This window comes from Sinorhizobium fredii USDA 205, from assembly GCF_001461695.1.
GTDB lineage: Bacteria > Pseudomonadota > Alphaproteobacteria > Rhizobiales > Rhizobiaceae > Sinorhizobium > Sinorhizobium fredii.
This window is the reverse complement of record NZ_AUTC01000199.1, coordinates 156516-181452: the sequence shown is the minus strand read 5'-3', so window position 1 is coordinate 181452 and position 24937 is coordinate 156516. Positions and strand designations below refer to the sequence as shown.

At 62.2% G+C, this 24937-nt stretch carries 23 protein-coding genes; 3 read left to right on the top strand and 20 right to left on the bottom strand.

The window, feature by feature from the left end; genetic code table 11:
- Positions 1-40 precede the first annotated feature (40 nt).
- Entirely contained in the window at positions 41-373 is a 333-nt protein-coding gene (gene yajC / locus N181_RS29670; RefSeq protein ID WP_037435264.1) for a preprotein translocase subunit YajC, read from the bottom strand.
- Between the two features lie 299 nt (positions 374-672).
- On the opposite strand from yajC, the gene N181_RS29665 reads away from it, so the two are divergent.
- Positions 673-1548, top strand: a complete 876-nt coding sequence (locus N181_RS29665) for an ATP-binding protein (protein WP_037393410.1) — start codon at positions 673-675, stop codon at positions 1546-1548.
- Positions 1549-1580: 32 nt separating this feature from the next.
- Here N181_RS29665 and N181_RS29660 read toward each other — a convergent pair whose 3' ends face one another.
- The 15 genes from N181_RS29660 to N181_RS29590 form a co-directional block, all read right to left on the bottom strand.
- Positions 1581-3122, bottom strand: a complete 1542-nt coding sequence (locus tag N181_RS29660; RefSeq protein WP_037393411.1) for a LysM peptidoglycan-binding domain-containing protein — start codon at positions 3120-3122, stop codon at positions 1581-1583.
- Between the two features lie 164 nt (positions 3123-3286).
- Complete coding sequence (locus tag N181_RS29655) at positions 3287-3937, bottom strand: hypothetical protein (protein WP_014328231.1); 651 nt, start codon at positions 3935-3937, stop codon at positions 3287-3289.
- Between the two features lie 159 nt (positions 3938-4096).
- A complete protein-coding gene (locus N181_RS29650; protein WP_037393412.1) occupies positions 4097-4750 on the bottom strand; it encodes a protein-L-isoaspartate(D-aspartate) O-methyltransferase in 654 nt (217 codons plus the stop codon).
- On the bottom strand, positions 4747-5517 hold the full coding sequence (surE, locus tag N181_RS29645; protein ID WP_037393414.1) for a 5'/3'-nucleotidase SurE: 771 nt from the start codon (positions 5515-5517) through the stop codon (positions 4747-4749). The genes N181_RS29650 and surE overlap by 4 nt, the downstream gene beginning before the upstream one ends.
- 25 nt (positions 5518-5542) lie before the next feature.
- Complete coding sequence (gene serS, locus N181_RS29640) at positions 5543-6826, bottom strand: serine--tRNA ligase (RefSeq protein WP_037393416.1); 1284 nt, start codon at positions 6824-6826, stop codon at positions 5543-5545.
- Positions 6827-6865: 39 nt separating this feature from the next.
- Positions 6866-7708, bottom strand: a complete 843-nt coding sequence (tatC, locus tag N181_RS29635) for a twin-arginine translocase subunit TatC (RefSeq protein WP_014328227.1) — start codon at positions 7706-7708, stop codon at positions 6866-6868.
- Positions 7705-8418, bottom strand: coding sequence for a Sec-independent protein translocase protein TatB (gene tatB / locus N181_RS29630; protein WP_014328226.1), 714 nt, complete (start codon positions 8416-8418; stop codon positions 7705-7707). Before tatB ends, tatC begins: the two co-directional genes overlap by 4 nt.
- A 77-nt stretch (positions 8419-8495) precedes the next feature.
- Positions 8496-8702, bottom strand: a complete 207-nt coding sequence (locus N181_RS29625) for a twin-arginine translocase TatA/TatE family subunit (RefSeq protein ID WP_014328225.1) — start codon at positions 8700-8702, stop codon at positions 8496-8498.
- Positions 8703-8794: 92 nt separating this feature from the next.
- Positions 8795-9904 (bottom strand): ABC transporter ATP-binding protein, encoded by a 1110-nt coding sequence (locus tag N181_RS29620; protein WP_014328224.1) that lies wholly within the window; start codon positions 9902-9904, stop codon positions 8795-8797.
- 72 nt (positions 9905-9976) lie between these two features.
- Complete coding sequence (scpB, locus tag N181_RS29615; protein ID WP_014328223.1) at positions 9977-10702, bottom strand: SMC-Scp complex subunit ScpB; 726 nt, start codon at positions 10700-10702, stop codon at positions 9977-9979.
- The gene (locus N181_RS29610; RefSeq protein ID WP_162129796.1) at positions 10695-11558 is read right to left on the bottom strand and encodes a segregation and condensation protein A; all 864 of its coding nucleotides are present in this window, start codon (positions 11556-11558) and stop codon (positions 10695-10697) included. Before N181_RS29610 ends, scpB begins: the two co-directional genes overlap by 8 nt.
- 154 nt (positions 11559-11712) lie before the next feature.
- Positions 11713-12729 (bottom strand): beta-N-acetylhexosaminidase, encoded by a 1017-nt coding sequence (gene nagZ / locus N181_RS29605; RefSeq protein WP_037393421.1) that lies wholly within the window; start codon positions 12727-12729, stop codon positions 11713-11715.
- Between the two features lie 143 nt (positions 12730-12872).
- Positions 12873-15782 (bottom strand): SPOR domain-containing protein, encoded by a 2910-nt coding sequence (locus N181_RS29600; protein WP_037435262.1) that lies wholly within the window; start codon positions 15780-15782, stop codon positions 12873-12875.
- Between the two features lie 60 nt (positions 15783-15842).
- Entirely contained in the window at positions 15843-17603 is a 1761-nt protein-coding gene (gene argS / locus N181_RS29595; RefSeq protein ID WP_014328219.1) for an arginine--tRNA ligase, read from the bottom strand.
- Between the two features lie 99 nt (positions 17604-17702).
- Positions 17703-18920, bottom strand: coding sequence for a deoxyguanosinetriphosphate triphosphohydrolase (locus N181_RS29590; protein ID WP_037393430.1), 1218 nt, complete (start codon positions 18918-18920; stop codon positions 17703-17705).
- Between the two features lie 193 nt (positions 18921-19113).
- Between N181_RS29590 and erpA the strand changes: the two genes are divergently transcribed.
- Positions 19114-19446 (top strand): iron-sulfur cluster insertion protein ErpA, encoded by a 333-nt coding sequence (gene erpA / locus N181_RS29585; RefSeq protein WP_037393432.1) that lies wholly within the window; start codon positions 19114-19116, stop codon positions 19444-19446.
- A gap of 26 nt (positions 19447-19472) precedes the next feature.
- On the opposite strand, the gene N181_RS29580 is transcribed toward erpA, so the two are convergent.
- Positions 19473-20936: a phospholipase D-like domain-containing protein gene (locus N181_RS29580; RefSeq protein WP_014328216.1), complete on the bottom strand. Its 1464-nt coding sequence runs from the start codon at positions 20934-20936 to the stop codon at positions 19473-19475.
- Positions 20937-21247: 311 nt separating this feature from the next.
- On the opposite strand from N181_RS29580, the gene xth reads away from it, so the two are divergent.
- Positions 21248-22030, top strand: a complete 783-nt coding sequence (gene xth, locus N181_RS29575; protein ID WP_060564123.1) for an exodeoxyribonuclease III — start codon at positions 21248-21250, stop codon at positions 22028-22030.
- 67 nt (positions 22031-22097) lie between these two features.
- On the opposite strand, the gene exoR is transcribed toward xth, so the two are convergent.
- From exoR to N181_RS33540, 3 genes are all read right to left on the bottom strand, one after another.
- Positions 22098-22901 carry an exopolysaccharide production regulator ExoR gene (exoR, locus tag N181_RS29570; protein WP_014328214.1) on the bottom strand — a complete coding sequence of 268 codons (804 nt, stop codon included), beginning with the start codon at positions 22899-22901 and terminating at the stop codon, positions 22098-22100.
- A 446-nt stretch (positions 22902-23347) separates the two neighbouring features.
- Entirely contained in the window at positions 23348-24607 is a 1260-nt protein-coding gene (locus N181_RS29565) for an OmpP1/FadL family transporter (protein WP_014328213.1), read from the bottom strand.
- A 107-nt stretch (positions 24608-24714) separates the two neighbouring features.
- Positions 24715-24933 (bottom strand): hypothetical protein, encoded by a 219-nt coding sequence (locus N181_RS33540; protein WP_153451522.1) that lies wholly within the window; start codon positions 24931-24933, stop codon positions 24715-24717.
- Positions 24934-24937: the final 4 nt, after the last annotated feature.

The window sequence follows — 24937 nt, the reverse complement described above, 5'->3', positions numbered from 1 at the left end:
CGAAATGCTCCATCGCCAGACCCGGGTGGTCGTGGCTGGTTTATTCCTTGACAGGCTCACCCTTCACGCGAACTTCGGAAACGCCGCTGCGAACGACGCGGACCTTGATCCCTTCGGCAATCTCCACTTCGAGTTCCGAATCGTCGACGACCTTCGTCACCTTGCCGACAATACCGCCACCGGTAACGACCTGATCGCCGCGGCGGATGTTCTTCAAGAGCTCTTCGCGACGCTTCATCTGCGCACGCTGTGGGCGAATGATCAGGAAGTACATGACGACGAAGATCAGGATGAACGGCAGGATAGACATCAAAATGTCGGCCCCGCCGGTAGCGGGAGCGGCAGTCTGCGCAAAAGCTTCGGTAATGAACATCGATCACTCCTTGAGTTCAACCCACGCGGTTACCTGCCCGCGCGAAATCCGTCGGGAATATAGGGACGCAATCCCACGACACAACTGGTCGGCACCCTTCTCCGTTGCTCCTGCCTCTGACATAATTTCCGCAACAGGAGAACCCCTTGAGGGCGGAGAGCCGGGCTTTTCCAGCGCAAACCACCGTGCTACCGACAAAATCGTCACGGCCGGAGGCGAAGCGGCCCGCAAATCAAGCAATTGCAGCGGCTCCGCACGCTCCGCCACGGCTGCAGACCAAGACTCCTGGAGATATACAGATGCGTGAAAGCAAGCTCGACATTCTGATCAATGAAATGCAGAAGCTTTCGGCTGCGCTCGACCGCATTGCCGGACCGGCGGCTGCGGACAACGACTGGAACGTAGCCGATTGCTTCGTCTGGGCTCCCGCCGCCCGCCATTTGCAACCCGTGGCCAGGCCGAATCGCATCGATCTGTCGCTGATCACCGGTGTCGACCATGTCCGCGACATTCTCTTCGACAACACGCTTCGTTTCGCCGACGGCTACCCCGCGAACAATGTGCTCCTCTGGGGCGCCCGCGGCATGGGCAAGTCGTCGCTGGTCAAGGCGGTCCACGCGAAGGTGGCGCGCGATAGCGGCAGCGGCCTGAAGCTCGTCGAGGTGCATCGCGAGGACATCGCCTCGCTGCCTGCCCTGATGGACATCCTGCGGCAAGCGCCGATGCCGGTCATCATCTTCTGTGACGACCTTTCCTTCGACCACGACGATACGTCCTACAAATCGCTCAAGGCCGTTCTCGACGGCGGCGTCGAGGGCCGCCCGGCGAATGTGGTGCTCTATGCGACCTCGAACCGCCGGCATCTTCTGCCGCGGGATATGATGGAGAACGAACAGTCGACCGCCATCAACCCTTCGGAGGCCGTGGAGGAAAAGGTCTCCCTTTCGGACCGTTTCGGGTTATGGCTCGGCTTCTACAAGTGCAGCCAAGACGACTATCTGGCCATGGTCGACGGATATGCGCGCTATTTCCGCCTGCCCGTCGAGCCCGAGACCTTTCATGCGGACGCCCTCGAATGGGCGACGACGCGGGGATCGAGATCCGGCCGCGTCGCCTGGCAATTCATTCAGGATCTGGCCGGTCGTCTACGCCGTCAACTGGACGCAACGGCCTGATCGGGCGCGCAGACAGCGGCGCGCTATGACGATTACTCGAGGAATGTCGCCGGGTTCACCGGCGTCGCATTCTTGCGCACTTCGAAGTGCACCTGCGGCTGGCTCGCCTTGCCGGTCATGCCGGAAGCGGCAAGCGTCTGGCCGCGCTGAACCTTCTCGCCGCGCTGAACCTTGAGCTGCGAGGCATTGCCATAGACCGTGACCGTCCCGTCATCGTGGCGGACCAGAACGGCATTGCCCAGTTCTTTCAGGCTGCTGCCGGAATAGATGACGACGCCGTTCTCGGCCGCCTTGATCGGCGTGCCTTCCGGCACCGAGATGTTGATGCCGTCATTGCGATTGCCATCCACATTCGCGCCATAGCTGGCGACGACTGCACCGCGGACCGGCCAGCGATATTTGCCGATGCCGGTCGACTTCGGCGACTCCTCATCGATATCGGTCTTGATGGCGACATCGGAGACGCTTTCCTTGGCGACAGGCGGCTTGTACTCTGCGGGCTTGCCCTGATCGAGCGATGCCACCTTCGTTTCCTTCTTCGCCGGAACGGAGGCCGTGACGACCGCATCGGTCGCCGATGCAGCGGCACCAGGCATCTTCAGCTTCTGGCCGATGCGAATGGATTCCGCCGTCAGGCCGTTTGCCTGCTTCAGGGCCGCAACCGACACGCCGTTGGCCTTCGCAATCTTGTTCAGCGAATCCCCCGGCTTGACGGTGTAGGCACCATCCGAGCCGTCACCCGCACCGGCGTTATTGAGTTTGCCCGCAGCCACGTCGCTGCGACCTTCGTTCTTCTCGCGAGACTGAGACTGACCGGGAAGGATTGCCATTTCGCGCTGGCCGTCCGGCAACGGCGAAGGCTGCCTCTTGCCGCCTTCGAAGTCGGCGATCGAACCAGACGCCGCAGCCTTCGCGGCACTGCTCGCACCGCCGAAGGTCGGCACGACGAGACGCTGCCCCGGTTCCACCTGGCTCGCGGATTTCAAGCCGTTCGCCTTGAGGATTTCCTTTTCAGGAACGCCGAAGCGGCGAGCCAATACGGCAACCGTATCACCCGGGCGAACCATGATCGTAGGCGCATTCGCGGTCGTCCAGCCACCCTTGCCAGAAGTCCCGCCAGAAGACGAAGACAGAGGCTCAGCCTTCGCAAGTGTCGGCTGCGGCTGACGGGCAGCAGGAAGCGGCTGCGGCTCCGGCTGACGCGGCAGCGCGGGTGCCGGCTCCGCCAAGGCGGTGCGCTGAACGCTGACCGGGGTCGAAGCGGCCCGGGCGCTGGAGACCGGCGTGCTTGCAGTGCTCATCGGATCGTAGGATCCGCTCTGACCGCCACTTGGGAAAGTCTGACCGTAGGACCCGCCGCCAGCGCCGGCGGACGAAGCCAGTTGGCCGCCAGAGACATCGCCGCGCGGCACGTTCCCCGGAATGGAACTGGTGGTTATATCGTCGGAACTCGAAAAGAGCCCGTTAAAGCGGCTTACGTCGGAGCTGCAACCGGTCGCAACGCTTGCCAGCAGGACCGCCCCGCTGAGGCGGACCAATGATTTCCCTGCACTGGGAGATGAAAACTTACGCATGACGCTTACCCACTCCGAACGCAACTCGCTGTGGAATGATTAAAGCGCATTAGAGTTACCGGCCGGTTAAGGGCGGTATTGATTTGACGGAATGCTAACCATATGGCGCCCGCCCGTCGGTGAGGCGGAAATGGCTTTGCATGAAAAGGCGCAGCGGCGGAAGCTCAAAGGAGCTCGGAGTAGAGGCGCTCGATTTCCGACAGCGCCCGCGATTCAGGCGGTTGCTCCTCATAGCTGATGCTGCCGACATCCCAGCCGACGAACGGGGCTTCCCGCGTCGGCAAGTCAGCAGAGCCTCCTGAAGACACAGCCTTATCCTGCTCCAGGAAGACGCTGACGAGCCTTTCGAAATTTCCGCTGGTGTCCAATCCGCTTTCGGCATCGTATTCAAGTGACCGCAGGCCTGCCACGGCCGCGTCACGCGTACCGAAGTAGCGCAGACTGTTCTGGTCCTCCGGGCGGAGATTGTCGTAATAGTCGATGAAGGAACTATAATAGGCCCTGTAGTCGCCAGTCTCGGCATGCTTCCCAAAGGCCTGATACTCGCGCGCCGCCAGTTGCGGCGACAGCACGTTGTTCCATTCGTCCCCGGTCAACGGCGGCAGTTTCTCGGGCGCCTTTCTTGTCCGGCTGAGATAGAGCAGCGCGTCCACCGACAGCGAAATGCGCGGCGTCGGATCGAAGAAGCCTGCCGGCGTCGCTTGGCCCACGCCGTCGTCCTTGCTTCCGGAGACAACCTGCCCGGCGGGACGGCCGGCGAGATTGCCCAAACCGTCACCGGTTGTTGCCGCAGTCAGCCTGTTTGCAATCTCCATCCACCGTCTCCGTCGCTGACACGATGGAGCGGATCAACGCTCAAGCGCGACGCAAACGCGCCTTCAGCCATCGTGCCTGTCCGGGCTACGGGCACAAGCTTGCGCGAAACTGGATTTCGTTAAGAATTGGTTAAAACGACATCCTAAAAGGAGGCCGCATCAGAGAAACGAGGCGAGCTGCGGGACGATCGGAAGATAGGGTGCGTCGAACAGGTCCTCGCGATCGAAACGGCTACCGGTGCGGCTGACCCGTACGATGCGGCACTGCGTTTCGCTCATCATGATCGGCACCAGCAGAGTACCACCGGAGACGAGGTGGTCGGAAAACATGCGAGGCAGGCTGTTGAAGGCGGCGGTGATGAGAATTCGGTCGAAGGTCCCCTCGCCCGGCACCCCGGAACTGCCGTCCGCGTGCCTGACCACGACATTGCGGATGCCGGCCTTTTCGAGGTTCTTCTGCGCCGAATTCACCAATGTCTGATACCGGTCTATCGTCAGGATGCGTTCGGCAATGCGCCCCATCACTGCAGCGGTGAAGCCGCTGCCTGTGCCGACTTCCAGGATACGCTGGCCCGGCTTGATGTTGAGACAGTGCAGCAGGCGAACGGCGAAGTCGCAGCCTTCCATGAACGAACCGCAATCAAGCGGTATCAGCCGCTTGGAATAGACGTCGTCCTGATGCTGCGGCGGACAAAAAATGCTGCGCGGGCCCTGCTCGACGGCCTTCAGCAAATCGTGATTGACCACGCCGGCCGAACGAAGGCGCAGCGCCATCGCTGCAAACCCCTCCTGCTGCGAAACGCGTCCGTTCAAGCGCCAGTCCCTTCCCGCAGTGCGCGCGCTAGGCGCTCCTGGACGGTATAGTCGGTCAAGTCCAGTTTAAGCGGGGTTACCGAAATCCTGTTTTCGCGCACGGCATGAATGTCCGTTCCGGAGCGGAAGTCGCCGGATCGCTCGCCGAAGCGGAGCCAGAAATAGGGAAAGCCACGGCCGTCGATACGTTCGTCGATGCTGAGGCCGAATTCGAGCTTGCCTTGGGAGGTCACCTCCACGCCCGCCACGGCGTCGGCCGCACAGTTGGGGAAATTCACATTGAGGAAGGTTCCATCCGGAAGCTCGACATTCATCAAGGTGCGGATCAAAGCGGGCGCATGAGTTTCGGCCACGTCCCAGGAAACGGCGCCGCCGACGGCATGCTGGTAAGCCTGGCTGACGGCGATCGACCGGATTCCCTGCAGCGTGCCCTCTATGGCGCCGGCTACCGTGCCGGAATAGGTAACGTCGTCCGCAAGGTTGGCGCCGATATTGACGCCGGAAAGAACGAGATCCGGCTTGCGGTCGAGGATCTTCCGCGCCGCCATGATCACGCAGTCCGTCGGCGTTCCCCGGAGCGCGAAATGCCTCTCCGAAACTTGCCGCAGCCGCAGCGGCTCCGAAAGCGTCAGCGAATGGGCAAGGCCGCTCTGGTCCACTTCCGGCGCGACGACCCAGACGTCGTCGGAGATCGTCAGCGCGATCCGCTCGAGGACGGACAGCCCTTCGGCATGAATGCCATCGTCGTTGGTCAGCAAAATGCGCATTGCGGTTTCTTTCGCTTGCCTGGCTTCAGGCCGCTTTCTCGACGCGTCGCAGGCCGCCCATATAGGGAAGGAGAACTTCCGGCACGGAGACCGAGCCATCCTCGTTCAGATAGTTCTCGATGACGGCGATCAGCGCCCGGCCGACGGCGACGCCGGAACCGTTCAGCGTATGGACGAACTTCGTACCCTTCCCTTCCTTGCTGCGATAGCGGGCATTCATGCGCCGCGCCTGGAAGTCGCCGCAGACCGAGCAGGACGAGATTTCGCGGTAGGTGTCCTGTCCCGGCAGCCAGACTTCGAGGTCGTAGGTCTTGCGCGCGCCGAAACCCATGTCGCCGGTGCAGAGCGTCATGATGCGGTAATGCAGGCCGAGCCGCTTCAGAACCTCTTCGGCGCAGGCCGTCATCCGCTCATGCTCATCGATCGAGGCCTCGGCGTCGGTGATCGACACCAGTTCGACCTTGTTGAACTGGTGCTGGCGCAGCATGCCGCGCGTGTCGCGCCCGGCCGAACCCGCTTCCGAGCGGAAGCACGGCGTCAGAGCCGTGAACCGCAGCGGCAGCTTCTCGCCCTCGAGGATCTGCTCGCGCACCATATTCGTCAGCGGAACCTCCGCGGTCGGAATCAGCCAGCGATCGTCCGTCGTACGGAAGAGATCTTCCGCGAATTTCGGCAACTGGCCGGTCCCGTACATCGCATCGTCGCGAACAAGCAGCGGCGGCTGCACCTCGATATAGCCGTGCTCCTGAGTATGCAGATCCAGCATGAACTGGCCAAGCGCGCGCTCCAGTCGGGCAAGCTGCCCCTTAAGAATGGTGAAACGCGAGCCGGCAATGCGTGCGGCCCCCTCGAAGTCCATGAACCCCAGGCCCTCGCCGATCTCGAAATGCTCGCGGGGCTTGTGGTTCCAGGTCGGCTTGGTGCCGACGAGCCGCTTGACGACATTGCCGCTCTCGTCCCGACCGACTGGGACGTCCTCGAGCGGAACGTTCGGAATGCGCGACAGGATATCAGTGAGTTCGGCTTCGATCCGCCGGCTTTCTTCCTCGGCCGCCGGCAGAGCGTCCTTCAGCTCGGCAACCTCGGCCTTGAGTTTTTCGGCCAGTTCGCTGTTCTTCTGCGCCATGGCCGCGCCGATTTCCTTCGAGGCGGCGTTGCGGCGCGACTGCATCTCCTGGAGCGACTGCAAGATCGTGCGGCGGCGCTCGTCAAGCGCGATCAGCGATGCGGATAGCGGCTCCGCGCCCCGTTTGGCCAGGGCCTTGTCGAGCACGCCAGCATTCTCACGAATCCATTTGATATCGAGCATAGTCGTCCCACGCGTTGGTCAGGTCACGGCGCGAGAACGTTAGCCCTGGGCGGGCCCGACCGTCCCCGAAGAACCTTCCTGCGAAGACGCAGACTCGCCCGCAAGTGCCTCAGCTTCCCGCCGTCTTTCAACGAGTCGCGCCGTATAGATTGAAATCTCGTAGAGAAGGATGGCTGGCAGCGCAAGACCGATCTGGGAGACCGGATCCGGCGGTGTCAGCACGGCGGCGACGATGAAAGCGATGACGATCGCATATTTGCGCTTCTCGGCGAGCCCCTGCGAGGTGACGAAACCGACGCGCGCCAACAGCGTCGTGACGACGGGCAGCTGGAAGACCAGGCCGAAGGCGAACACCAGCGACATGATCAGGCTCAGATATTCCGAAACCTTCGGCAGCAGCTGGATCGCCACCTGCCCCTCTCCGCCGCCCTGCTCCATGGCCAGGAAGAACCACATGACCATCGGGGTGAAGAAGAAATAGACGAGGGCACCGCCAAGGAGGAAAAGGAGCGGCGAGGCAATCAGGAACGGCAGAAAGGCGGCTCGCTCGTTCTTGTAGAGACCGGGCGCGACGAATTTGTAGACCTGCGAAGCGATGACCGGAAAGGCGATCACCAGCGCGCCAAACATCGCCACCTTGATCTGGGTGAAGAAGAATTCCTGCGGGGCGGTGTAGATCAGTTCGACGTTGCGATGGCTGAGGCCAGCCCAGCTCACCGCCCACTTGAACGGCAGGACGAGCAGGTTGAACAGCTGTTTGGCGAAATAGAAGCAGACAAGGAAGGCGACGAAGAACGCGCCGACCGCCCACATCAGCCGGGCGCGGAGCTCGATCAGGTGCTCGATCAACGGCTGCGGCTTATCCTCGATGTCGCCGCTCATGCGTCACCCTTTTTCTTACGCGAAGACGCGCTTGTCTTCTCGGTCTTGACAGCAATCGAGCCTTCGCCTGCTGCGATCTTCCTGGCGGCTGCTTTCTTCGGCGCCGACGTAGACGCGGCCCTCTTCGGAGCTACCCCTTTCGTGGCTTCTTTTACCCGCGGCGTCTTCTGCGCAGCAGTTCCTGCCCTGGGCTTGGCGGCGCGTTTCGGCGTCACCTCGGTGGCCGCCGCCACCCTTACCTCATTCGCCTCAGCACGTTCCATCTGCCGGGAGGCAGACCCGACCGCCGCGGCTGCCACCGCGTCGACGGACTTCACAGGCGCCGTGGCGGGCGCGCTCGCCGTTTCGACCTGGGGCTCAGGCGTCACAGGCGGCTCCGGCGTTACGGGTTGAGCCGGCGCGTCGGGCGTCGTGGCCTTCTGCAGATCCGATTTGATCTCGTTGCCGAGCTGCCGCAGCGGATTCATGGCGTCGCGCAAAGCCGTGGTCGGATTGAGACTTTGCGCGTCGCTGATCGTCTTGCGGACCTCGTCGAGATCGGCCTCCCTGAGCGCGTCATCGAACTGACGACGAAAATCGGAAGCCATGCCGCGCATCCGCGCCGTCATTCGCCCGAAAGCCCGCAGCATGGGCGGCAGGTCCTTCGGTCCAACGACGACGATCAAGACGACTGCAATAACAACAAGCTCGGTCCAGCCGATATCAAGCATCCGACGCGCCCTACAATCCCGTAATGCGGCTCACCGGCGCGCACCTATGTCGCACCGGTTTCGCCATCTTTCGATCGTCAGCGGACTTCGTCGGACTTGTGCTCGACGGTCTTGCCGTCGATCGTCTTGTCAGCCGAGGCGGCGTCGTCGTCGGTCATGCCCTTCTTGAAGTTCTTGATGCCCTTGGCAACGTCGCCCATCAGTTCCGGAATCTTGCCGCGGCCAAACAACAGCAGCACGACCACCAGGACGATCAGCCAATGCCAGATGCTAAACGAACCCATCCACTTACTCCCTCGAGGCTTTATCGATTTAAAGCCATCACGTTGTCATTTTTCAGGCGCGGCTCGAAGGCGCGCCGTCATTCTGACCGAACCTAAGATGTCGAGGCGTCTTTTTCAAACACCAATATGTCGCGCTCGTTAACGGAAAGCGTGACGTCACGCAATCCTTGCGGCAACAGATCGGCGCGGATGCGGGCCCGGACCGGCCGTTCCGACTGCGGAACGGCGAGTTCAAGGAGTTCGACCACGCCCAGAAAACGCCGCGACAGGATGCGCGCCGGGATGTCGCCGCCTTCCGGCTTCAACTGAACACCGGAGAGCCGCACCGCCACACTCAAGGGCTGCCCCTCCTTGTACTCTCCGGCCGGCACGCCGCCGAGCGGCGTTTCGACGCGGCCGCCGCGCACGCGCGCATCGAAGACGTTGATCTCGGAAAAGAACCCGGCAGCAAAAAGATTGCGGGGCTTGCGATAGAGCTCGTCGGCCGTGCCGACCTGAACCAGGCAGCCATCCTTCAGCAGCGCGATCCGGTCGGCCATGCGCATCGCCTCTTCCGCGTCATGGGTCACGACTATCGCCGTTGCGCGCGTCTCGCGCAGGATGGCCAGCGTGTCGGCACGGATGGAGTCCTTCAGGCGGGAATCAAGACCGGAGAATGGCTCGTCCATCAACAGCACCGCCGGCCGCGGGGCGAGCGCCCGGGCAAGCGCCACTCGTTGCTGCTCGCCGCCGGAAAGCACATGCGGATAGCGATCCGCGTAATGAAATAGGCCCACCCGGTCCAGCGCCGCATCAGCCTGGATCAAAGCCTCCTTCTTCGGCAAGTCTGTCAGCCCGAAGCAGACATTCTCCCGGATGGTCATGTGCGGAAAGAGCGCGAAATCCTGGAACATCAGCCCGACGCCACGCCTTTCCGGCGGCAAAAACACGGACGGGCCCGATATTTCCCGGCCATTCAGCAGAAGTCGGCCGCCGGTCTGCATCTCGATACCGGCGGCGATGCGCAGCAAGGTGGTCTTGCCGGAGCCCGAGGGGCCGAGCAGACACAGAACCTCGCCGGCTTCGGCGGTCAGCGAGACATTCCTGATCGTCTCCTTGGAATGATAGCGGTGGCTGATGTCTTCGAATGCGAGGCTTGCCGCAAACGACACGCCGGGCCGTCTCGTCGTCTGAACGGCGCCGTTGAGCGTGTCTGAAACCATACCTGCATTCCTCGAACCGAAGGCGCTCGGCGGGCATAGCGGCGTTAAAGCCGATACACCCACTCAGGATTTCTAATCCTCTTCTTCAGCCTTCGGAGTCAAGAGGCCCAGTTCCTCGAGATCCATCGGGGTGATGGGATCCTCGTTGTCGGAAAGCTCGTCCTCGCCGACGGGCACCGGGATATGCAGATTGGAGGGAACGCGGCCGGAAAGGAGGCCGGCGCCTTTCAGTTCCTCGATGCCCGGAAGATCGCGGATTTCCTCCAGCCCGAATTGGTCGAGGAAATCGCGCGTCGTGCCGAAGGTCACCGGCCGCCCCGGCGTGCGTCTGCGGCCACGAAAACGCACCCAGCCCGCCTCCATCAGCACATCGAGCGTGCCTTTCGAGGTCTGTACGCCGCGAATGTCCTCAATCTCCGCACGGGTCACCGGCTGGTGATAGGCGATGATCGCCAGCACTTCGAGAGCGGCGCGGGAGAGCTTCTTGACTTCCTGCTCATCCGTTTCAACGACGAAGGAAAGATCGGCCGCGGTACGGAAGGCCCAATGGTCGGCGACCTGGACGAGATTGACGCCGCGGCTCGCATAGGAAGCCTTGAGCCGCGACATGATCCTTCCGACATCGATCCCGCGCGGAATCCGGCTGGCGATATAGGTCTCGGAAATCGGCTGTGCCGATGCGAAGACCAGTGCTTCGGCAATCCTCTCTGCTTCCTCCTCGAGCCCCGGATCGATGAAAACCTCCTCGAACGCGTCCTCACCGGGTAACCCGGGCAGGTATTTTTGCGCCTCAGCCACGCGCCGCCTCCATTTCCGCCAAGCTTGCGGCATCGATCGGTTTCGGTCCGCGCCGCAAGTAGATCGGCGCGAAGGCGCTTTCCTGCCGGATCTCCAGCCTCCCCTCCCGCACCAGTTCAAGCGATGCGGCAAACGAACTCGCGATGGCGGTTGCGCGCTCCTTCGGGCTTGTCATGTAACGAATGAGGAAATGATCGAGCGCGGTCCAGTCTTCGAGGCTCCCTACCATTCTGGCAAGGATCAGGCGCGCATCGGCGAGCGACCAGACATGGCGCTTCTCGATCGTCACCTGCGTTATCGCCTGCCGTTGCCGGAGCGAGGCATAGGCTGTCAGCAAGTCGTAAAGCGAAGCGTCGTAGTCGGATTTTCTCTCCGATACGAGATGCTCTGGCGCCCCCCGCGCGAAGACGTCGCGACCCAGCCTGTTGCGGTTGACCAGCCGCGTCGCGGCATCGCGCATCGCCTCGAGGCGCTTCAGCCGGAATGCGAGGGCGGAAGCCATCTCCTCACCGGAGGGGCCTTCGTCCTTCGACGGCTGGGGGATCAGCAGGCGCGATTTCAGATAGGCAAGCCACGCCGCCATGACGAGATAATCGGCGGCAAGTTCTATGCGGATGGAGCGCGCCCGTTCGATGAAGGCGATGTATTGCTCGGCAAGCGCGAGAACCGAGATGCGGGAAAGATCGACACGCTGGCTGCGGGCAAGATGGAGGAGCAGATCGAGCGGCCCCTCGAAGCCGCCAATGTCGACGACAAGCTCTTCCTCGTGCAGGCCGCGATCGGCGGATTCATCCTGCCACAAAGGCTCCATCGGCGCCTTTGCCACAGGCTTTCCCTGCCTTTCGTCGGAACCCATCGCCACCATGCCCTTCGGCGCGGCCAGAGCCGCCTTTTCCTCATCCCGCTTTAGAGCGCCGCGCGTTCATACGGAACGCGCAAAGGACGCCCTAGCACTTTGAATCTAGAACACCTTTTCTGCTTTCAGTGATTTCATCTGAAAGCGGGATGCCCTAGGCGAGCGCGAACATCGCATTGAACTCCGCTCGCAATGTGTCTTCATTCGAACCATCCGGCTGCCGGAAGGCCGCCTCCGCCGCCCTGGCTCGCCGGAACCGATCGCCCGAAAGAACCGGCACCACATCGGCGACGGCCTTCATTTCTTCCATAATGCCATGACAATGCAAGACGAGATCGAGCCCTGCCCCGATAATCGCACGGGCGCGGGTGGTCATATCCCCTGCAAGGGCGTTCATGGAAACATCGTCGGACATCAACAAGCCGTCGAAGCCGATATAGTCGCGGATGATTTCCCGCACGACCCTTGGAGATGTCGTCGCCGGATTGTCCGGGTCGATTTCCGTGAAGACCATATGCGCCGACATGGCCATCGCCTCGTCCTTCATGGCGGCGAAAGGCTGGAAGTCGACGCGCTTCAGTTCCTCCAGCGAGGCGTCGACCACCGGCAGATTGTGATGCGAATCGACGAAAGTGCGGCCGTGGCCCGGCATGTGCTTCATCACCGGCAGCATGCCGCCTGCTTTCAGGCCCTCGCTCACCGCGCGGCCGATCGCCGTCACGGTCACCGGATCGTGTCCATAGGCACGGTTGCCGATGACGTCATGGCTGCCGGGCACCGGCACGTCGAGCACCGGCAGGCAATCCACCGTGATGCCGAAGCGCATGAGATCAAACGCATGGAGGCGCCCAAGCAGCCAAGCGGCGCGCAACCCCATCTGATCGTCGCGACGGTAAATCTCGCCGATCGCCGCACCGCTCGGATATTGTTGCACGAGCGGCGGGCGAATGCGCTGGACACGGCCGCCCTCCTGATCGATCAGGACCGGTGCTTTCGGATTATCGACGCTGTCCCGCAAGGCCGCGACGAGATCGCAGATCTGCTCTTTCTCACCGATGTTGCGGCCGAAGAGAATGAAGCCCCAGGGGCGTTCGCCGGCGAAGAAGCTGCGCTCTTCCACCGTCAGGGAAAGGCCTTTGCAGCCCGAGATGAATGCCTTTGATTCGTTCATGACTGGATCATAGTGTCCTGCGGTCAAACCGCGAAGCCGCAAACCAACGCCCGGCCTCTCCATGCACAGGCAAACGCCTGGTAAAAAAGATACGGGCGCGACATTCCTGCCGCGCCCGTTTCTTTTACCTGAAGCTGCCTCGACTACTTCGTCACGAGGCAGCTACCGCCGGCGCTCTTGTAGCGCGAGCAAAGCGCGTTCGCTTCATCCCGCGAGCCGGCCGGTATCCTCACCCGGTAATAGGTACCCTTGCCGGCAATCTCCGCCTTGCGGATATCCACGCCCCGACCGCCGATGACGCCCGCAAACTTGGCCGCGAGGCTGTTGTAGCTCTTCTGCGCCTCGGCCTCGGAAGGCAGAGAGGCAATCTGGACAACGTAGCTGCCGGCCGGAACGGATGCAGTCGCGAGCGGCGCTGTGGGCTGTGCGGCCGCCGTTTCCGTTGCAACCTGGCCTTCCGGCGCCGCGCTCGGTGCCGCGGCTGCCGGCGTTTCGGCCGCAGGGCGCGCCTGCGGGACAGGTTCGCCGCCAACGGCCGTCGTCTTGACGCTGCGGACGGGAGCAACTTCGTCTTGGGTCGGTTCGCTGGGTGCCGCGAGCGCGACCCTCCCGGCAGGCGAGCCCGGCTGTTCGGCGGGGCGCAGCTCGCCTGCGGCAATAGCGGCGGCGGCCTCCCCTTGAGAGCCGGCAGCGCCCGCTTCCGCCGAAGCACTGGCCGGGATGGGTTGACCCGCAGCAGCATCCGAGTTGCCGACTTCGGCCGCCGGCTCGTCACGAGGCACGAGCGTGCCATCCGGCTTGACGATCATGGTCCGGACTTTGCGCGGCGCAACAGCCGGCGCACTTTCCTGCTCGGCAGCGGCATCGTCCGCAGACGCATCGGGCGTCAGGCGCGCGACTTCTTCCTCTTCCGGAGGAGATACGCCAGGCAAAGCATCCCCATTGTCACTGCCTTCAAGCGGCAGGGTTTCGGGTGTCAGCGTTTTCTGCACCACGTCCATCGGCTCTTCCGTCGAGGAGACCAGGGCCTCCTGACGCGGCGCGTTGCTCTGGTCGCCCGCGACGCGATCGTAGACGGCCTTGTTCTGGTTCGGCACCAACTTGCCGCCCTTCTGTTCGGGAACGACCTTGACCGGATCCTTGTCGGCAAGGATGATCCTGGGGCCGTCGCCGGACAGGACTGCGCTGCTGCCGCCCATCCAGGCGTAGACGGCGGCACCGCCGAGGATGATCACACCGGCAACACTTGCGGCCAGCAGCATCGTCCGCTGCGAGCGGCGGCCATAGCCCTGCTCGGGAAAGTCGTCGGTCTCTGCCCGGACTGCCGCCGGTCGCTCGACGTCTTGCGCCGCGCTTCGGCGCTCCGACATGGAACGCTGGAAGTCCTCTTCCATCGCCTTCTCGAATTCTTCGAAATCGTCGAGCGAGGCGAGCGGAGCTGCGCCGTTGCCCGCTGAACCGGCGCGCGCCGGAGGAGCAAGCTCGGGCTGGCCGGTGCGAACTGCGCTCTTGGCGGCCGGGGCCGGCGTGCTGAAGAGCTGCGCCATTTCCGCGTCGATATCCAGGTCGAAATCGCCCGGATAGGAAGCCGGTTTCTCCTCGGCCTCCAGCGACGGCAACTGCGGGACATCGAGATCGGCGATCGGCGCGACGCCGCTTTCCATCTCGCCGATCATGGCGGGATCGAAAGGCAGCGGACTTTCGGTTGATGTCTCTTCGGTCTCGGCGATCGCGGGCGCCTGGGCAACCGTGGGCGCCGCTGCCTGTTCACGACGCGGCTCAGGCTCACTCGCCGGGGCAAGTGCCTGCAGGAATGGCTGAGCAGCCGGCTCTACCAGAGCAGGATGGCCTATCACCGGCGGGGCGTCCGCCGCCGCTTCCGGCTCGTCGCCCTTCGACGCATCCATATCGAGCGCGATGTCGGCGAGTTCGAGTTCGAAATCGTCGAGATCGAAGCTCGGTTCGGTTTCACCCTGCGGAAGCCTGTCTTGTGCGGTCTCAAGCGCGGGTTCGGCGAGCGCCTCCGGCGGGGCGACCGGAGCGACCGGTGTCTGTGCGGAAACCGGGGCCGGCAGAGGGGTCGCGAAGGCGCGCTGCTGAGACGGACCGGCGGTCGACGCGACCGGCGTCGCGCGGCTGAACATCGGCGTGAAAGGATAGGTGTTCTTCTTTGCGACCGGAGCGGAAACGGCGGGCGCCACTTGCGCCGGGGCGGACGCGGCCGCCAAGCCTGCAGCTGCTGCGACTGGTATTACCGGGAACCGGTCCACGTCGGCGAGCAACCGATCGACGTGATCGGAGGCAACCGGGTCAGACGGCATGGTCGGCGACACATGCGCAGCAATCGCCTCGGTGACGGCCGCCTCCTGCGGCAGGTCGGGTTCGGCCATGTCCAGGTAAACCGGTTCCGCGATCTCCGCGCGCTCGGCAGCCTTGCCGGCGGCAGCGAGCCTGGAGGCAAGCGGCTCCTGCCAGTCTTCGAAGGCCGGAAGCTCCGGCGTCTCGGACTGCAGATCGGATTGCACCATATCGTCGCGTTGCGCCGGCTCCGCCGACAAATCTTCATAGCCGAGCGACAGTTCGAGTTCACGCTCCAGATCAACCGTAGAATCGACATCCTGCGCCGCAGCAGGCTCGTGATCGGCCGAGACCTGATCATCTTCGGAAGCCGGAGAAGAGGCTACCGGCTCACGGGACACATCGTCGGCAAACTCTGCGTCCGACACGAGAGGCTCTGCGACCGCAGGATCCTGGACTTCCAACACGGGCTCGGCAGGCGAGCCAGCAGCCGCGTGCTCGACAAGTCCGCTGTCGGGGTGGACCGGCGCCGCCCGCGGCGCGTCATAGCTGTCAAAGGCGCGCAGCAGCTCGTCTTCGAGGTCAAAGGTCGGATCGCGCCGGATCGCCTCCTGGTGTCGCTGCAACTCCTGCAGCTGCTGAACTGCTGGCCGAGCATCGTAACCGACAATGCGGGCAAGTTCGCTCAACGGATCATCATCGGCCAATTTATCGAATTCTGCCGGCCCGCTTCGTGCGAATTGTTTGTCTGCCATAGTTTCCACTCACAACTGCTGCGTTGATGCCAGCGCATTGTGGGGAAATGGTGACACTACTTACCGCATCTCTTCCGGCGCCGAGGTGCCCGTAACGGACAGACCCGACTTCAATACCGAGGCGACAGCATGCACCAGCCCGAGTCTGGCAATGCTTAATTCTCTGTTCTTATCGTTAACAAAACGTAATTCCGGATTTTCCTTACCTTTGTTCCAGAGTGCGTGGAAGGCTGCAGCAAGATCATACAGGTAAAAAGCGATTCGGTGAGGCTCCTGCGAGAGTGCTGCAGCCTCGACGACGCGAGGATATTCTGCGAGCTTGGCGACGAGCTGCAGTTCGGCAGGATCAGCGATTGCCCCGATCACTGCGCCGGCAAGATCGATCGAAGACAAATCAAGATCGGGGAAAGCTTCTTTCGCCTGGCGGACCACCGAGCAGCAACGCGCATGCGCATACTGCACGTAGAACACCGGATTGTCCTTCGACTGTTCCGTGACCTTGGCAAAGTCGAAGTCGAGAGGCTCGGAATTCTTCCGGTAGAGCATCATGAACCGGACCGGATCGCGACCGACCTCGTCGACCACGTCGCGCAGCGTCACGAAGTCGCCCGAACGCTTCGACATCTTCACCGGCTCACCGTTCCGGTAGAGCTTGACGAGCTGGCACAGCAGGACCGTGAGCTTCGCCGTCCCTTCGGATATTGCCCGCGCCAGCGCCTCCAGACGTTTGACATAGCCGCCGTGATCGGCGCCGAGGACGTAGATCATCTCCTGGAAGCCACGGTCGAACTTGTCCTTGAAATAGGCAACGTCGGCGGCGAAGTAAGTGTAACTGCCGTCAGACTTGATGAGCGGCCGGTCTATGTCGTCGCCCACCTCGGTCGAACGGAAGAGCGTCTGCTCGCGGTCTTCCCAGTCCTCCGGCAACTGGCCCTTCGGCGGCGGCAGCGTGCCTATGTAGACATGCCCCTTGAAGGTCAGGTCGTTGATGGCCGTGCGGATCCGCGCCGCGCCATTGTCGTGCAGCGTCCGTTCGGAAAGGAAGACGTCGTGGTTGACGTTCAGCGCCGCCAGATCTTCGCGGATCATCGCCATCATCGCGTCGATCACGCGTTCCTTGACGAGCGGCATCCATTTGTCTTCCGGCATGATCCTGAGGCTCGTGCCGAACTCGTCGGCAAGCGCCTCGCCGACCGGCACGAGGTAGTCGCCGGGATAGAGCCCGGCCGGGATCTCGCCGATTTCCTCGCCGAGCGCCTGCCGGTAGCGCAGGAATGCCGAGCGGGCGAGCACGTCGATCTGCGAGCCGGCGTCGTTGATGTAGTATTCCTTGGTGACGTCATAACCGGCGAAGGCGAGAAGGTTGGCCAGGGCGTCGCCGACGACGGCGCCACGGCAATGGCCGACATGCATCGGCCCCGTCGGGTTCGCCGAAACATATTCGACATTCACCTTCCGTCCGGCGCCGACGGTGCTGCGCCCGAAGTCCGTCCCGGCCCGCACCATCGCCGAAAGCAGCTTCTGCCAATAGGAAACCGACAACCGGACATTGATGAAGCCCGGCCCGGCAACCGAAACCTCCGCCACCTCAGGATCCTGGCGCAACTTGTCGACGATGAGGTCCGCAAGGGCGCGCGGGTTCGTGCCCAGAGACTTTGCGAGAACCATCGCCGCATTCGTCGCTACGTCACCGTGGCTCGGATCACGCGGCGGCTCTATGCTGACTCTGCCGAAGTCAACGTCTGATCGCTTTTCACGAACGATATCAAGTGATTCCAGAATATTCTTAATTCTTGATTCGAAGTCTGTGAAGAGGTTCATCTGATCCATCCGCTCTTTCCAGTCCAACTGGAAAATGGCGCAAAACTATAAAAGAGGCCGGGTCCCAGGGGGAACCTGCAGCCTCCGCGCGGCGCGTCACTACCGCAAATCGGGCGTGTGGTCAAACAAGCGCCGGTGCACGCTGATCGCGAAGGTATCGGTCATGCCGGCGAGATAGTCTCCGACATGGCGCGCTCGGGCCGGCTCGGCCATACCGGCGATCTGGTCGATCCAGTAGTGCTCCTTCATCAGCAGCGGGTCGGCCATGAACGCCCGATAGAGGTCGGTGACGATCGACGCCGCCGCCTGCCGCACGCGCATGACCTCCGGGTGGCGATAGATGCGCGTCATCAGCAGGTTCTTGATTTGCCGGTCGGTCTCGCTCATCGCCTCGGAGAAGGTCGCGATGACCCTGCCGGCCTTGCGCACGTCGCTGACGCTCTTCGGTCGAACTTGGCCCAGACGCGCCTGGGCGACGCCGATGACGTCCTCGACCATGGCGGTGATCTGCCGGCGCATGATTTCATGGGTGAAGCGGCTGCTTTCGAGTCCCGGATAGCGGTCATGGACCTCGCGCATCAGCCGGGCGAGAAACGGCACTTCCTCCAGCATCTCGAAGGTCAGGTAGCCGGCTCGCAATCCATCGTCGATGTCGTGGGTGTTATAGGCGATATCGTCGGCAATCGCCGCGACCTGCGCTTCGAGGCTGGCGAAACTCGCCAGTTCGAGATCATGGAGGGCGCAATAGTCCAGGATCGGCTGCGGCACCGGACCGCGGGTGCCCTCACCTTCCGGGGTCATCAGCGGCCCATTGTGCTTGACCAATCCTTCGAGGCTCTCCCAGGTGAGATTCAAGCCATCGAATTCGGCATAGCGGCGCTCGAGCTTCGTGACGATGCGCAGCGACTGGGCATTGTGATCGAAGCCGCCATAGGGCTTCAGCATCTCGTGCAGCGCATCCTCGCCGGTGTGGCCGAACGGCGTGTGGCCGAAGTCATGCACCAGCGCGACCCCCTCGGCCAAATCCTCGTCGAGCTTCAATGCCCGCGCCAAAGCGCGCGCGATCTGCGCGACTTCGATCGTGTGCGTCAGCCGGGTGCGGTAGTGGTCGCCGTCTGCGGCGATGAATACCTGGGTCTTGTGCTTCAGGCGACGGAACGCGGTCGTATGGACGATGCGGTCGCGGTCGCGCTGGAAGTCGGAACGCGTCGGGCTGGAGGCTTCGGGATAGAGCCTGCCGCGCGACGCCCAGGGATTGGAAGCGAAGCCTGCGTGTTCACCATAACCGAAGCCCAGGGCCTGTCTGTCGAAAGCCATTTCACACCTGTGATGCCGCCCCATTGACGGGACATTCCAGCCTTCATACCTATAGTATGCGTTGCATGAAAGCGACGAGGGAATAGCTTCAGTCATCACGGGCGATCCCGAGGCTCGCTTCTCAAGCCCAGCAATTGTAACGCCAGGACGCAAACGAATCTCTCCGGTTCTTGACCCCGGCAGGAGGCCAGACATGATGCAGGAAACAGTGACCCTTTCGGATGCGGCCGCCCGGCGCATCGCCGCCATACTTCAGACCGAACACGACAAGACGGCGATGCGCGTCTCCGTCGAGGGCGGCGGCTGCTCCGGCTTCTCCTACAAGTTCGACCTGGTGGATCGGGAGAACGACGACGATCTCGTTCTCGAAAAGGGCAATGCCAAAGTGCTGATCGACAGCCTTTCGCTGGTGTATATGGGCGGCTCGGAAATCGACTTCGTCGACAATCTGCTCGGCCAGTCCTTTCAGATCAAGAATCCGAATGCCGTCGCAAGTTGCGGCTGCGGAACAAGCTTCTCGGTCTAGAAGACTCCTCCACTCATCTTCTCGTTCTAGAGATAGGGCGAACCGAGCCAAAGAAGGCGGTTCGCCAGGCGGTTCAGCATGGGCTCAGCCTCAAGGCTCGCGAGCGTCACCTCGGCGGCCGTCTCGCGCGCCGCGCAAAACTTGTCGCTGATCGCCCCTGCAAAGGCGTCGTCGAGGACCTCGAGATCGAACTCAAAATTGAGGCGGAGCGAGCGTGGATCGAGGTTGCTCGAGCCGACATAGGTCCAATGATCGTCGACGACGATCAATTTCGAATGGTTGAAGCTTCCTTTCGCCCGCCACACGCGACAATGGCCTTCCAGCACCTGGTCGAATTGCGCGGTCATGGCGCGATCCACGAGGGTGAGGTTATTGACGGCCGGAACGATGATGTCGACTTCGACGCCCCTTCGCGCAGCGGTCACCAGCGCGCTGATCAACTCCCTGTCCGGGAGGAAATAGGGCGACATCACGCGGATGTGCCTGCGCGCGATCGAGAAAGCCCCCATCAGCATCTTGTGGTTGGTTTCATTGGTGCTGTCGGGGCCTGAGGGAACCGCTCGCATCAGCACGGATGGCGCATCGCCTCGCTCCTCCAGCTCGGCCAGCCGCCAAGCTTCGCCCGCCAGCAGCTCTGCGCTCGCGAACTGCCAGTCTTCGGCCGCCACCTGGAAGATGTCTGCGACGATCGGTCCGGTAAGGCGGAAATGCGTGTCGAACGAAGCGGCGATGCCTGCGATCTCCGCCGTGAAACCGGCCCGGATGTTCATGCCGCCGGTGAAGGCGACCGCGCCGTCGACGACGACGATCTTTCGGTGTGTCCTGAGATTGGCATAGGGCAGCCTCAGGCCCATGATGATGTTGCCGTTGAAGACCGCGGTCGTGACGCCGCCTTCCTGCAGATAGCTGACGATGCTCGGCACCGAATAGCGTGCGCCGACGGCATCGATCAGGACCCGCACGCTGACACCGCGCTTGACCGCGGCGATCAGCGCATCGGCGAAGCGAAGCCCGATCGGATCGCGATCGAAGATATAGCTTTCGAAAAGGATGCTGCGGCGGGCGCCGGCAATCGTCTCGAGCATCGCCCCATACACTTCGTCGCCGCCCTCCAGCATGGTTATGTGGTTGCCGGTCGACATCGAGAAACGCGACACCCGGTCGCCGAGAATCTTCATCGCCGCGAATCGCTGCCCGAATCGAACCGCAACATTCTCGTCCGTGACATCGGAAGCGAGAAACGGGTCCGGCCCACTCGTGCGCAGCAGCGAGCGCTGCAGACCGATCGAGGACCGGCGAATGCGGTTGATGCCGGCGACCGCATAGATGGCTGCGCCGATCACCGGCGAAAGGAGGACGACGCCCACCCAGCCGGCGGCCGCACGTACGTCGTCCTTCGTCATGGCTGCATGAATGATCGCCGGCACCCCCAGCGCGAAGGACAGGAGGGCCAGGAAATGCGGCCAATAATTCTCGATGAACGCGATCATGCGCGGGACTATAGACGGACCGAATGAGGAATCAATTCCACTACCGACGGCTGCATTTCCGTGTGCGAACGCGCGAAGAAACAGGCCGTCGCCAGCCACGGCTCCTACTGCGTAATTCCTTAGGTCGGAATCGATTTAAGGACAAAATCATGCAGCATTTCAAAGTGCTACAGCGACCTTAGCGCGTCCGATTGGATGCGCGGCGCTGTAGCACACGGATCTTGCAGCCAGCGGATTTGTCAAAAGAAATCGCAGTCGCTACAACGACTCGGCGCCAACGCGAGACCATAAATGAAAGGCGGATGCGGCCCATGAAGATCGCCACCTGGAACATCAACGGCGTCAAGGCACGGCTCGACGGTCTCGTTGCCTGGCTCAAGGCATCGAACCCTGATATCGCCTGCCTGCAGGAGATCAAGTCGGTCGACGATGCCTTCCCGAGGGAGGAGATCGAGGCGCTCGGCTACCACATCGAAACGCACGGTCAAAAAGGATTCAACGGGGTGGCTCTGCTGTCCAAGCTGCGCCCCGACGAGGTCAACCGCGGGCTGCCGGGCGATGATACCGATGAGCAGTCACGGTTCATCGAGGGCGTCTTCTCCGTCGCTGGCGGCGCGATCCGCGTTTGCTGCCTCTATCTGCCGAATGGCAATCCGGTCGAAACGGAAAAATATCCCTACAAGCTTGGATGGATGCAGCGGCTCACCTCCTTCGCACGGGAGAGGCTGCTGCTCGAGGAGCCGCTTATCCTCGCCGGCGACTACAACGTCATCCCGGAGGCCCATGACTGCTGGGACGTGAATGCCTGGCGCAACGATGCGCTCTTCCTCCCCGAGACGCGCGCAGCGTTCCGGAGTCTACGCAATCTCGGCCTAACCGACGCCGTTCGTGCCACGACGGATGAAGTACCGCTCTATTCCTTCTGGGATTATCAGGCCGGATGCTGGCAGAAGAATTTCGGCATCCGCATCGACCACCTGATGCTGTCGCCCGAGGCGGCCGACAAGCTCGTATCGACATCGATCGAAAAGCATGTGCGCGCCTGGGAAAAGCCATCCGACCACGTGCCGGTCGCCGCCCAATTTGCTTTCTAAGCGGAAGGGCTTGAGAAGCGGAAGGCGAAACTCCCTGACAGATTTCACAGAAGCCGACTCGGTGAGCTCACTCGTCGGCCTGCGGATGCATGTTCTGCGCCATGGCGATTGCGACGCGACGGTCGTCTTCGGTCGCCAGCGAGAAGGCCTGCTCCTGCATGGACTGGAGCCAAGGCCTCTCCTTCGGCGAACACTGGTCGAGCGCCGCCGTCATGTAGGCGAGCCCGCGCACCGTCTGACCTTCCTGGAAGATCACGTTTCCGAAGACGCCCATGGCGCCGGCATGGCCGTTCTTGCGCGCCCGGTTCAGCCATTTCTTGGCCTGCTGGACATTGACGGTGCCGCCCTCTCCGGAAAGCAGCATCCGCGCCAACTGGAACTGCGCCTCGGCGATGCCGAAAGTCGAGGCCGCCTGAAAATACAGCTGTCGCGCCTGTGGCAGATCCGCCTGCACCGGGCTGTCCGGAATACCGCGCCGGTAATAGCCGGCAAGCGCGATCAGCGCGTTGACGAAATAGCCGGTGTCCTCGGAACCGGGCTCGACGCCCTGCTGGGCGATCTCGCTGTAGATCTTGAACGCTTCGAGGTCGTTCTCGGCGACGCCGTCGCCATAGGCGTACATATTGGCGAGCGCCCAGCGCGAACCCGTATGGCCCTTCTCGGCAGCGTAGCGATAGGCCTCGACCGCCTCGTCCTTGCGGCCGCTCTTGTAAGCGGAGAAGCCGAACTTGAAGAGCGCGAACGGACCCGATTCCTTCGTCACGCCCGCGGACGGGTCAAAGGCCCACGCCGGCGCGGCAGCGGTGGCGCCAACCGCCAGTGACATGCCCAGTACCGCCATCCTAAGCGACTTTAGTTCACCCGCGCGCATCACAATCAGTTTCTTCCGTTCCGGCCGGCTACGCCGACCCAACCACCACGCACAACATCGCCCAGTCCGTGGCCTTGTGTCGTTCGAGCGTTCTCTTGCAGCGCCAGTCGGCCCATTCGGGTACCGCGCGCGTCAGCCCTCTCGCGATCGATGTCGGCCCGACCACGCGCCAAGCGCCAGTTGCTAGGGGATGTCATGGCGGTACACAAACTCAGTTCACCTCAAACGCAAACACTGCACTCGCACGTTTGTCGCTATTATCGCTGCTCCCATTTTGTGGCGGGAAATGGACATAGGCGACACGGGCCGGATACTAGCAAAGCATAGTAATAAATGTGTTGCTGAATCGTCACATTCGCGATTGCTTATAAGCAACAGCCGAGATGCCCCGCCGCGCCAAAAAAAGGCCCGGTAGAACCGGGCCCGGAGACGCTGATCAATGGAGATCAGAACCTGACTTTTAGCGATGTCGAGATCGCCCCGACGAAATCATTGTCGAAGTCATAGGAAACGTCGTCGCCAATCACGTCGCCTTCGAAAGTGACCGGACCCGAACTGCCGCTTGTCATGATCCCGACGACGCCGGCAACTCGGAATTCAAGGTTTTGTGTGGGCGTGTAAGAAACGCCCGTACCGACCGTCCAGGTATCGGTCTGCGTTCCATAGCCATGGCTCGTGCCGCGGTCCCAGGTCAGACTGACGGCTCCGCTCCACTGATCGTTGAACTTGTGGCCGATGCCGCCGGTAACGGTCCATCCGTCGCGGTAGAGGAGATCTAGTGTGGTGCAAGGCTGCGCAAGGGTGCCACCGCCAGCAGGGCAGAATTCCAGTACCTGCAGTTGGCTCCAATCGGTCCACTTCACCGAGCCGAATGCCAGCCAACCGGGTGCAATGCCCGATTGCACCTTCAACTCAAGCGAATCCGGCATCGAGGCCGACCCGGACACATCGTAGAAGTTCACGGGAGCCGGACCCCGGACGTTCCGAAGGTCAATCGTGCCCGCCAAGTTATCGAGATCGACGGCGCTATTGTACACGAGGCTGGCTCGCATTGCGTATTCCGGGATCTCGTAGGCCACACCGCCCCGCCAGCCCCAGCCGTCGCCCTCGAGGTCAAGCCTGCCAACGCCCGAGAGTGGTACACCGGTACCGGTGAAATCCTGCACGAGCCGCTCTTTGAAACCGCCAACCTCCTGGTAGAAGGCTCCCCCGATGACGCGAACAAAACCAGGCCCCATATCCCATTTGTAGGAGCATGTCGCCGCGTAGTTGTCGCTTTCGACCTTCGTTTCGATGTTGTTGTTCGCACCCGCCCAGTTCTGGCCGGGATTGGTGTGGGCGCCCCAAGGCTGCGAGTAGTCCGCCATACAGTCAATACTGTCACCCAAGCCAGCCTTTACACCGATGCGGGGCGCCCAATAGCCCTCCGTGTCATCAGCGGTATTCGGACGAGAGTTAAGGTCACCGCCGCCAAAGCCGGTCCCGGGCGGGGGAAACCCAGTTGTCGTGTCCGTGTCGACAACGTTCTTCAATTCACGCTGCGGATTGACATAGGTCGCCGTCGCTTCCGCCGCGTAATCCGATGGATCGAACAAGAGATCGATATTGTAACCGCTGCGCTCCAGCCCCCCAGCCTGCGCAGCCGACGCGACAAGCACTCCAGCAACCGCGGCGAGAATGCTCTTCTTCAGTCTATTTTGAGCCATTCAGCTCCTCCCCTCGCATTTCATGAATGCGGCGTTCACCTCGCGCCGCCGCACTTGGACCCGAATATTCGACACGATCCCTGGATTGGCAATTCGCAAGACCGAGCCTAAACCCGACCAATTCGGTCACCAAATTTACGTAAGAATTTCACGATTCGGCCATATTCCGAATGGTGAAAAATAAATTTCTCAGCCGCCAGTATCAGATCGCAAAAATAAGAAAAATTTTCCAACAAAAGAGCAATGTGTGACGTACCGACAACAACATTGCTTTTTGCAAAACGGTCCGCCCGATGCCCCTTGGAAAAGACCCCGTCAAAACCCATGCGT

Bases quoted from the DNA above. Each gene is read 5' to 3' on its own strand.
- yajC (WP_037435264.1), bottom strand. From the start codon at position 373: ATGTTCATTACCGAAGCTTTTGCGCAGACTGCCGCTCCCGCTACCGGC.
- N181_RS29665 (WP_037393410.1), top strand. From the start codon at position 673: ATGCGTGAAAGCAAGCTCGACATTCTGATCAATGAAATGCAGAAGCTT.
- N181_RS29660 (WP_037393411.1), bottom strand. From the start codon at position 3,122: ATGCGTAAGTTTTCATCTCCCAGTGCAGGGAAATCATTGGTCCGCCTC.
- N181_RS29655 (WP_014328231.1), bottom strand. From the start codon at position 3,937: ATGGAGATTGCAAACAGGCTGACTGCGGCAACAACCGGTGACGGTTTG.
- surE (WP_037393414.1), bottom strand. From the start codon at position 5,517: ATGCGCATTTTGCTGACCAACGACGATGGCATTCATGCCGAAGGGCTG.
- serS (WP_037393416.1), bottom strand. From the start codon at position 6,826: ATGCTCGATATCAAATGGATTCGTGAGAATGCTGGCGTGCTCGACAAG.
- tatC (WP_014328227.1), bottom strand. From the start codon at position 7,708: ATGAGCGGCGACATCGAGGATAAGCCGCAGCCGTTGATCGAGCACCTG.
- tatB (WP_014328226.1), bottom strand. From the start codon at position 8,418: ATGCTTGATATCGGCTGGACCGAGCTTGTTGTTATTGCAGTCGTCTTG.
- N181_RS29625 (WP_014328225.1), bottom strand. From the start codon at position 8,702: ATGGGTTCGTTTAGCATCTGGCATTGGCTGATCGTCCTGGTGGTCGTG.
- N181_RS29620 (WP_014328224.1), bottom strand. From the start codon at position 9,904: ATGGTTTCAGACACGCTCAACGGCGCCGTTCAGACGACGAGACGGCCC.
- N181_RS29610 (WP_162129796.1), bottom strand. From the start codon at position 11,558: ATGGGTTCCGACGAAAGGCAGGGAAAGCCTGTGGCAAAGGCGCCGATG.
- nagZ (WP_037393421.1), bottom strand. From the start codon at position 12,729: ATGAACGAATCAAAGGCATTCATCTCGGGCTGCAAAGGCCTTTCCCTG.
- N181_RS29600 (WP_037435262.1), bottom strand. From the start codon at position 15,782: ATGGCAGACAAACAATTCGCACGAAGCGGGCCGGCAGAATTCGATAAA.
- argS (WP_014328219.1), bottom strand. From the start codon at position 17,603: ATGAACCTCTTCACAGACTTCGAATCAAGAATTAAGAATATTCTGGAA.
- N181_RS29590 (WP_037393430.1), bottom strand. From the start codon at position 18,920: ATGGCTTTCGACAGACAGGCCCTGGGCTTCGGTTATGGTGAACACGCA.
- erpA (WP_037393432.1), top strand. From the start codon at position 19,114: ATGATGCAGGAAACAGTGACCCTTTCGGATGCGGCCGCCCGGCGCATC.
- N181_RS29580 (WP_014328216.1), bottom strand. From the start codon at position 20,936: ATGATCGCGTTCATCGAGAATTATTGGCCGCATTTCCTGGCCCTCCTG.
- xth (WP_060564123.1), top strand. From the start codon at position 21,248: ATGAAGATCGCCACCTGGAACATCAACGGCGTCAAGGCACGGCTCGAC.
- exoR (WP_014328214.1), bottom strand. From the start codon at position 22,901: ATGCGCGCGGGTGAACTAAAGTCGCTTAGGATGGCGGTACTGGGCATG.
- N181_RS29565 (WP_014328213.1), bottom strand. From the start codon at position 24,607: ATGGCTCAAAATAGACTGAAGAAGAGCATTCTCGCCGCGGTTGCTGGA.
- N181_RS33540 (WP_153451522.1), bottom strand. From the start codon at position 24,933: ATGGGTTTTGACGGGGTCTTTTCCAAGGGGCATCGGGCGGACCGTTTT.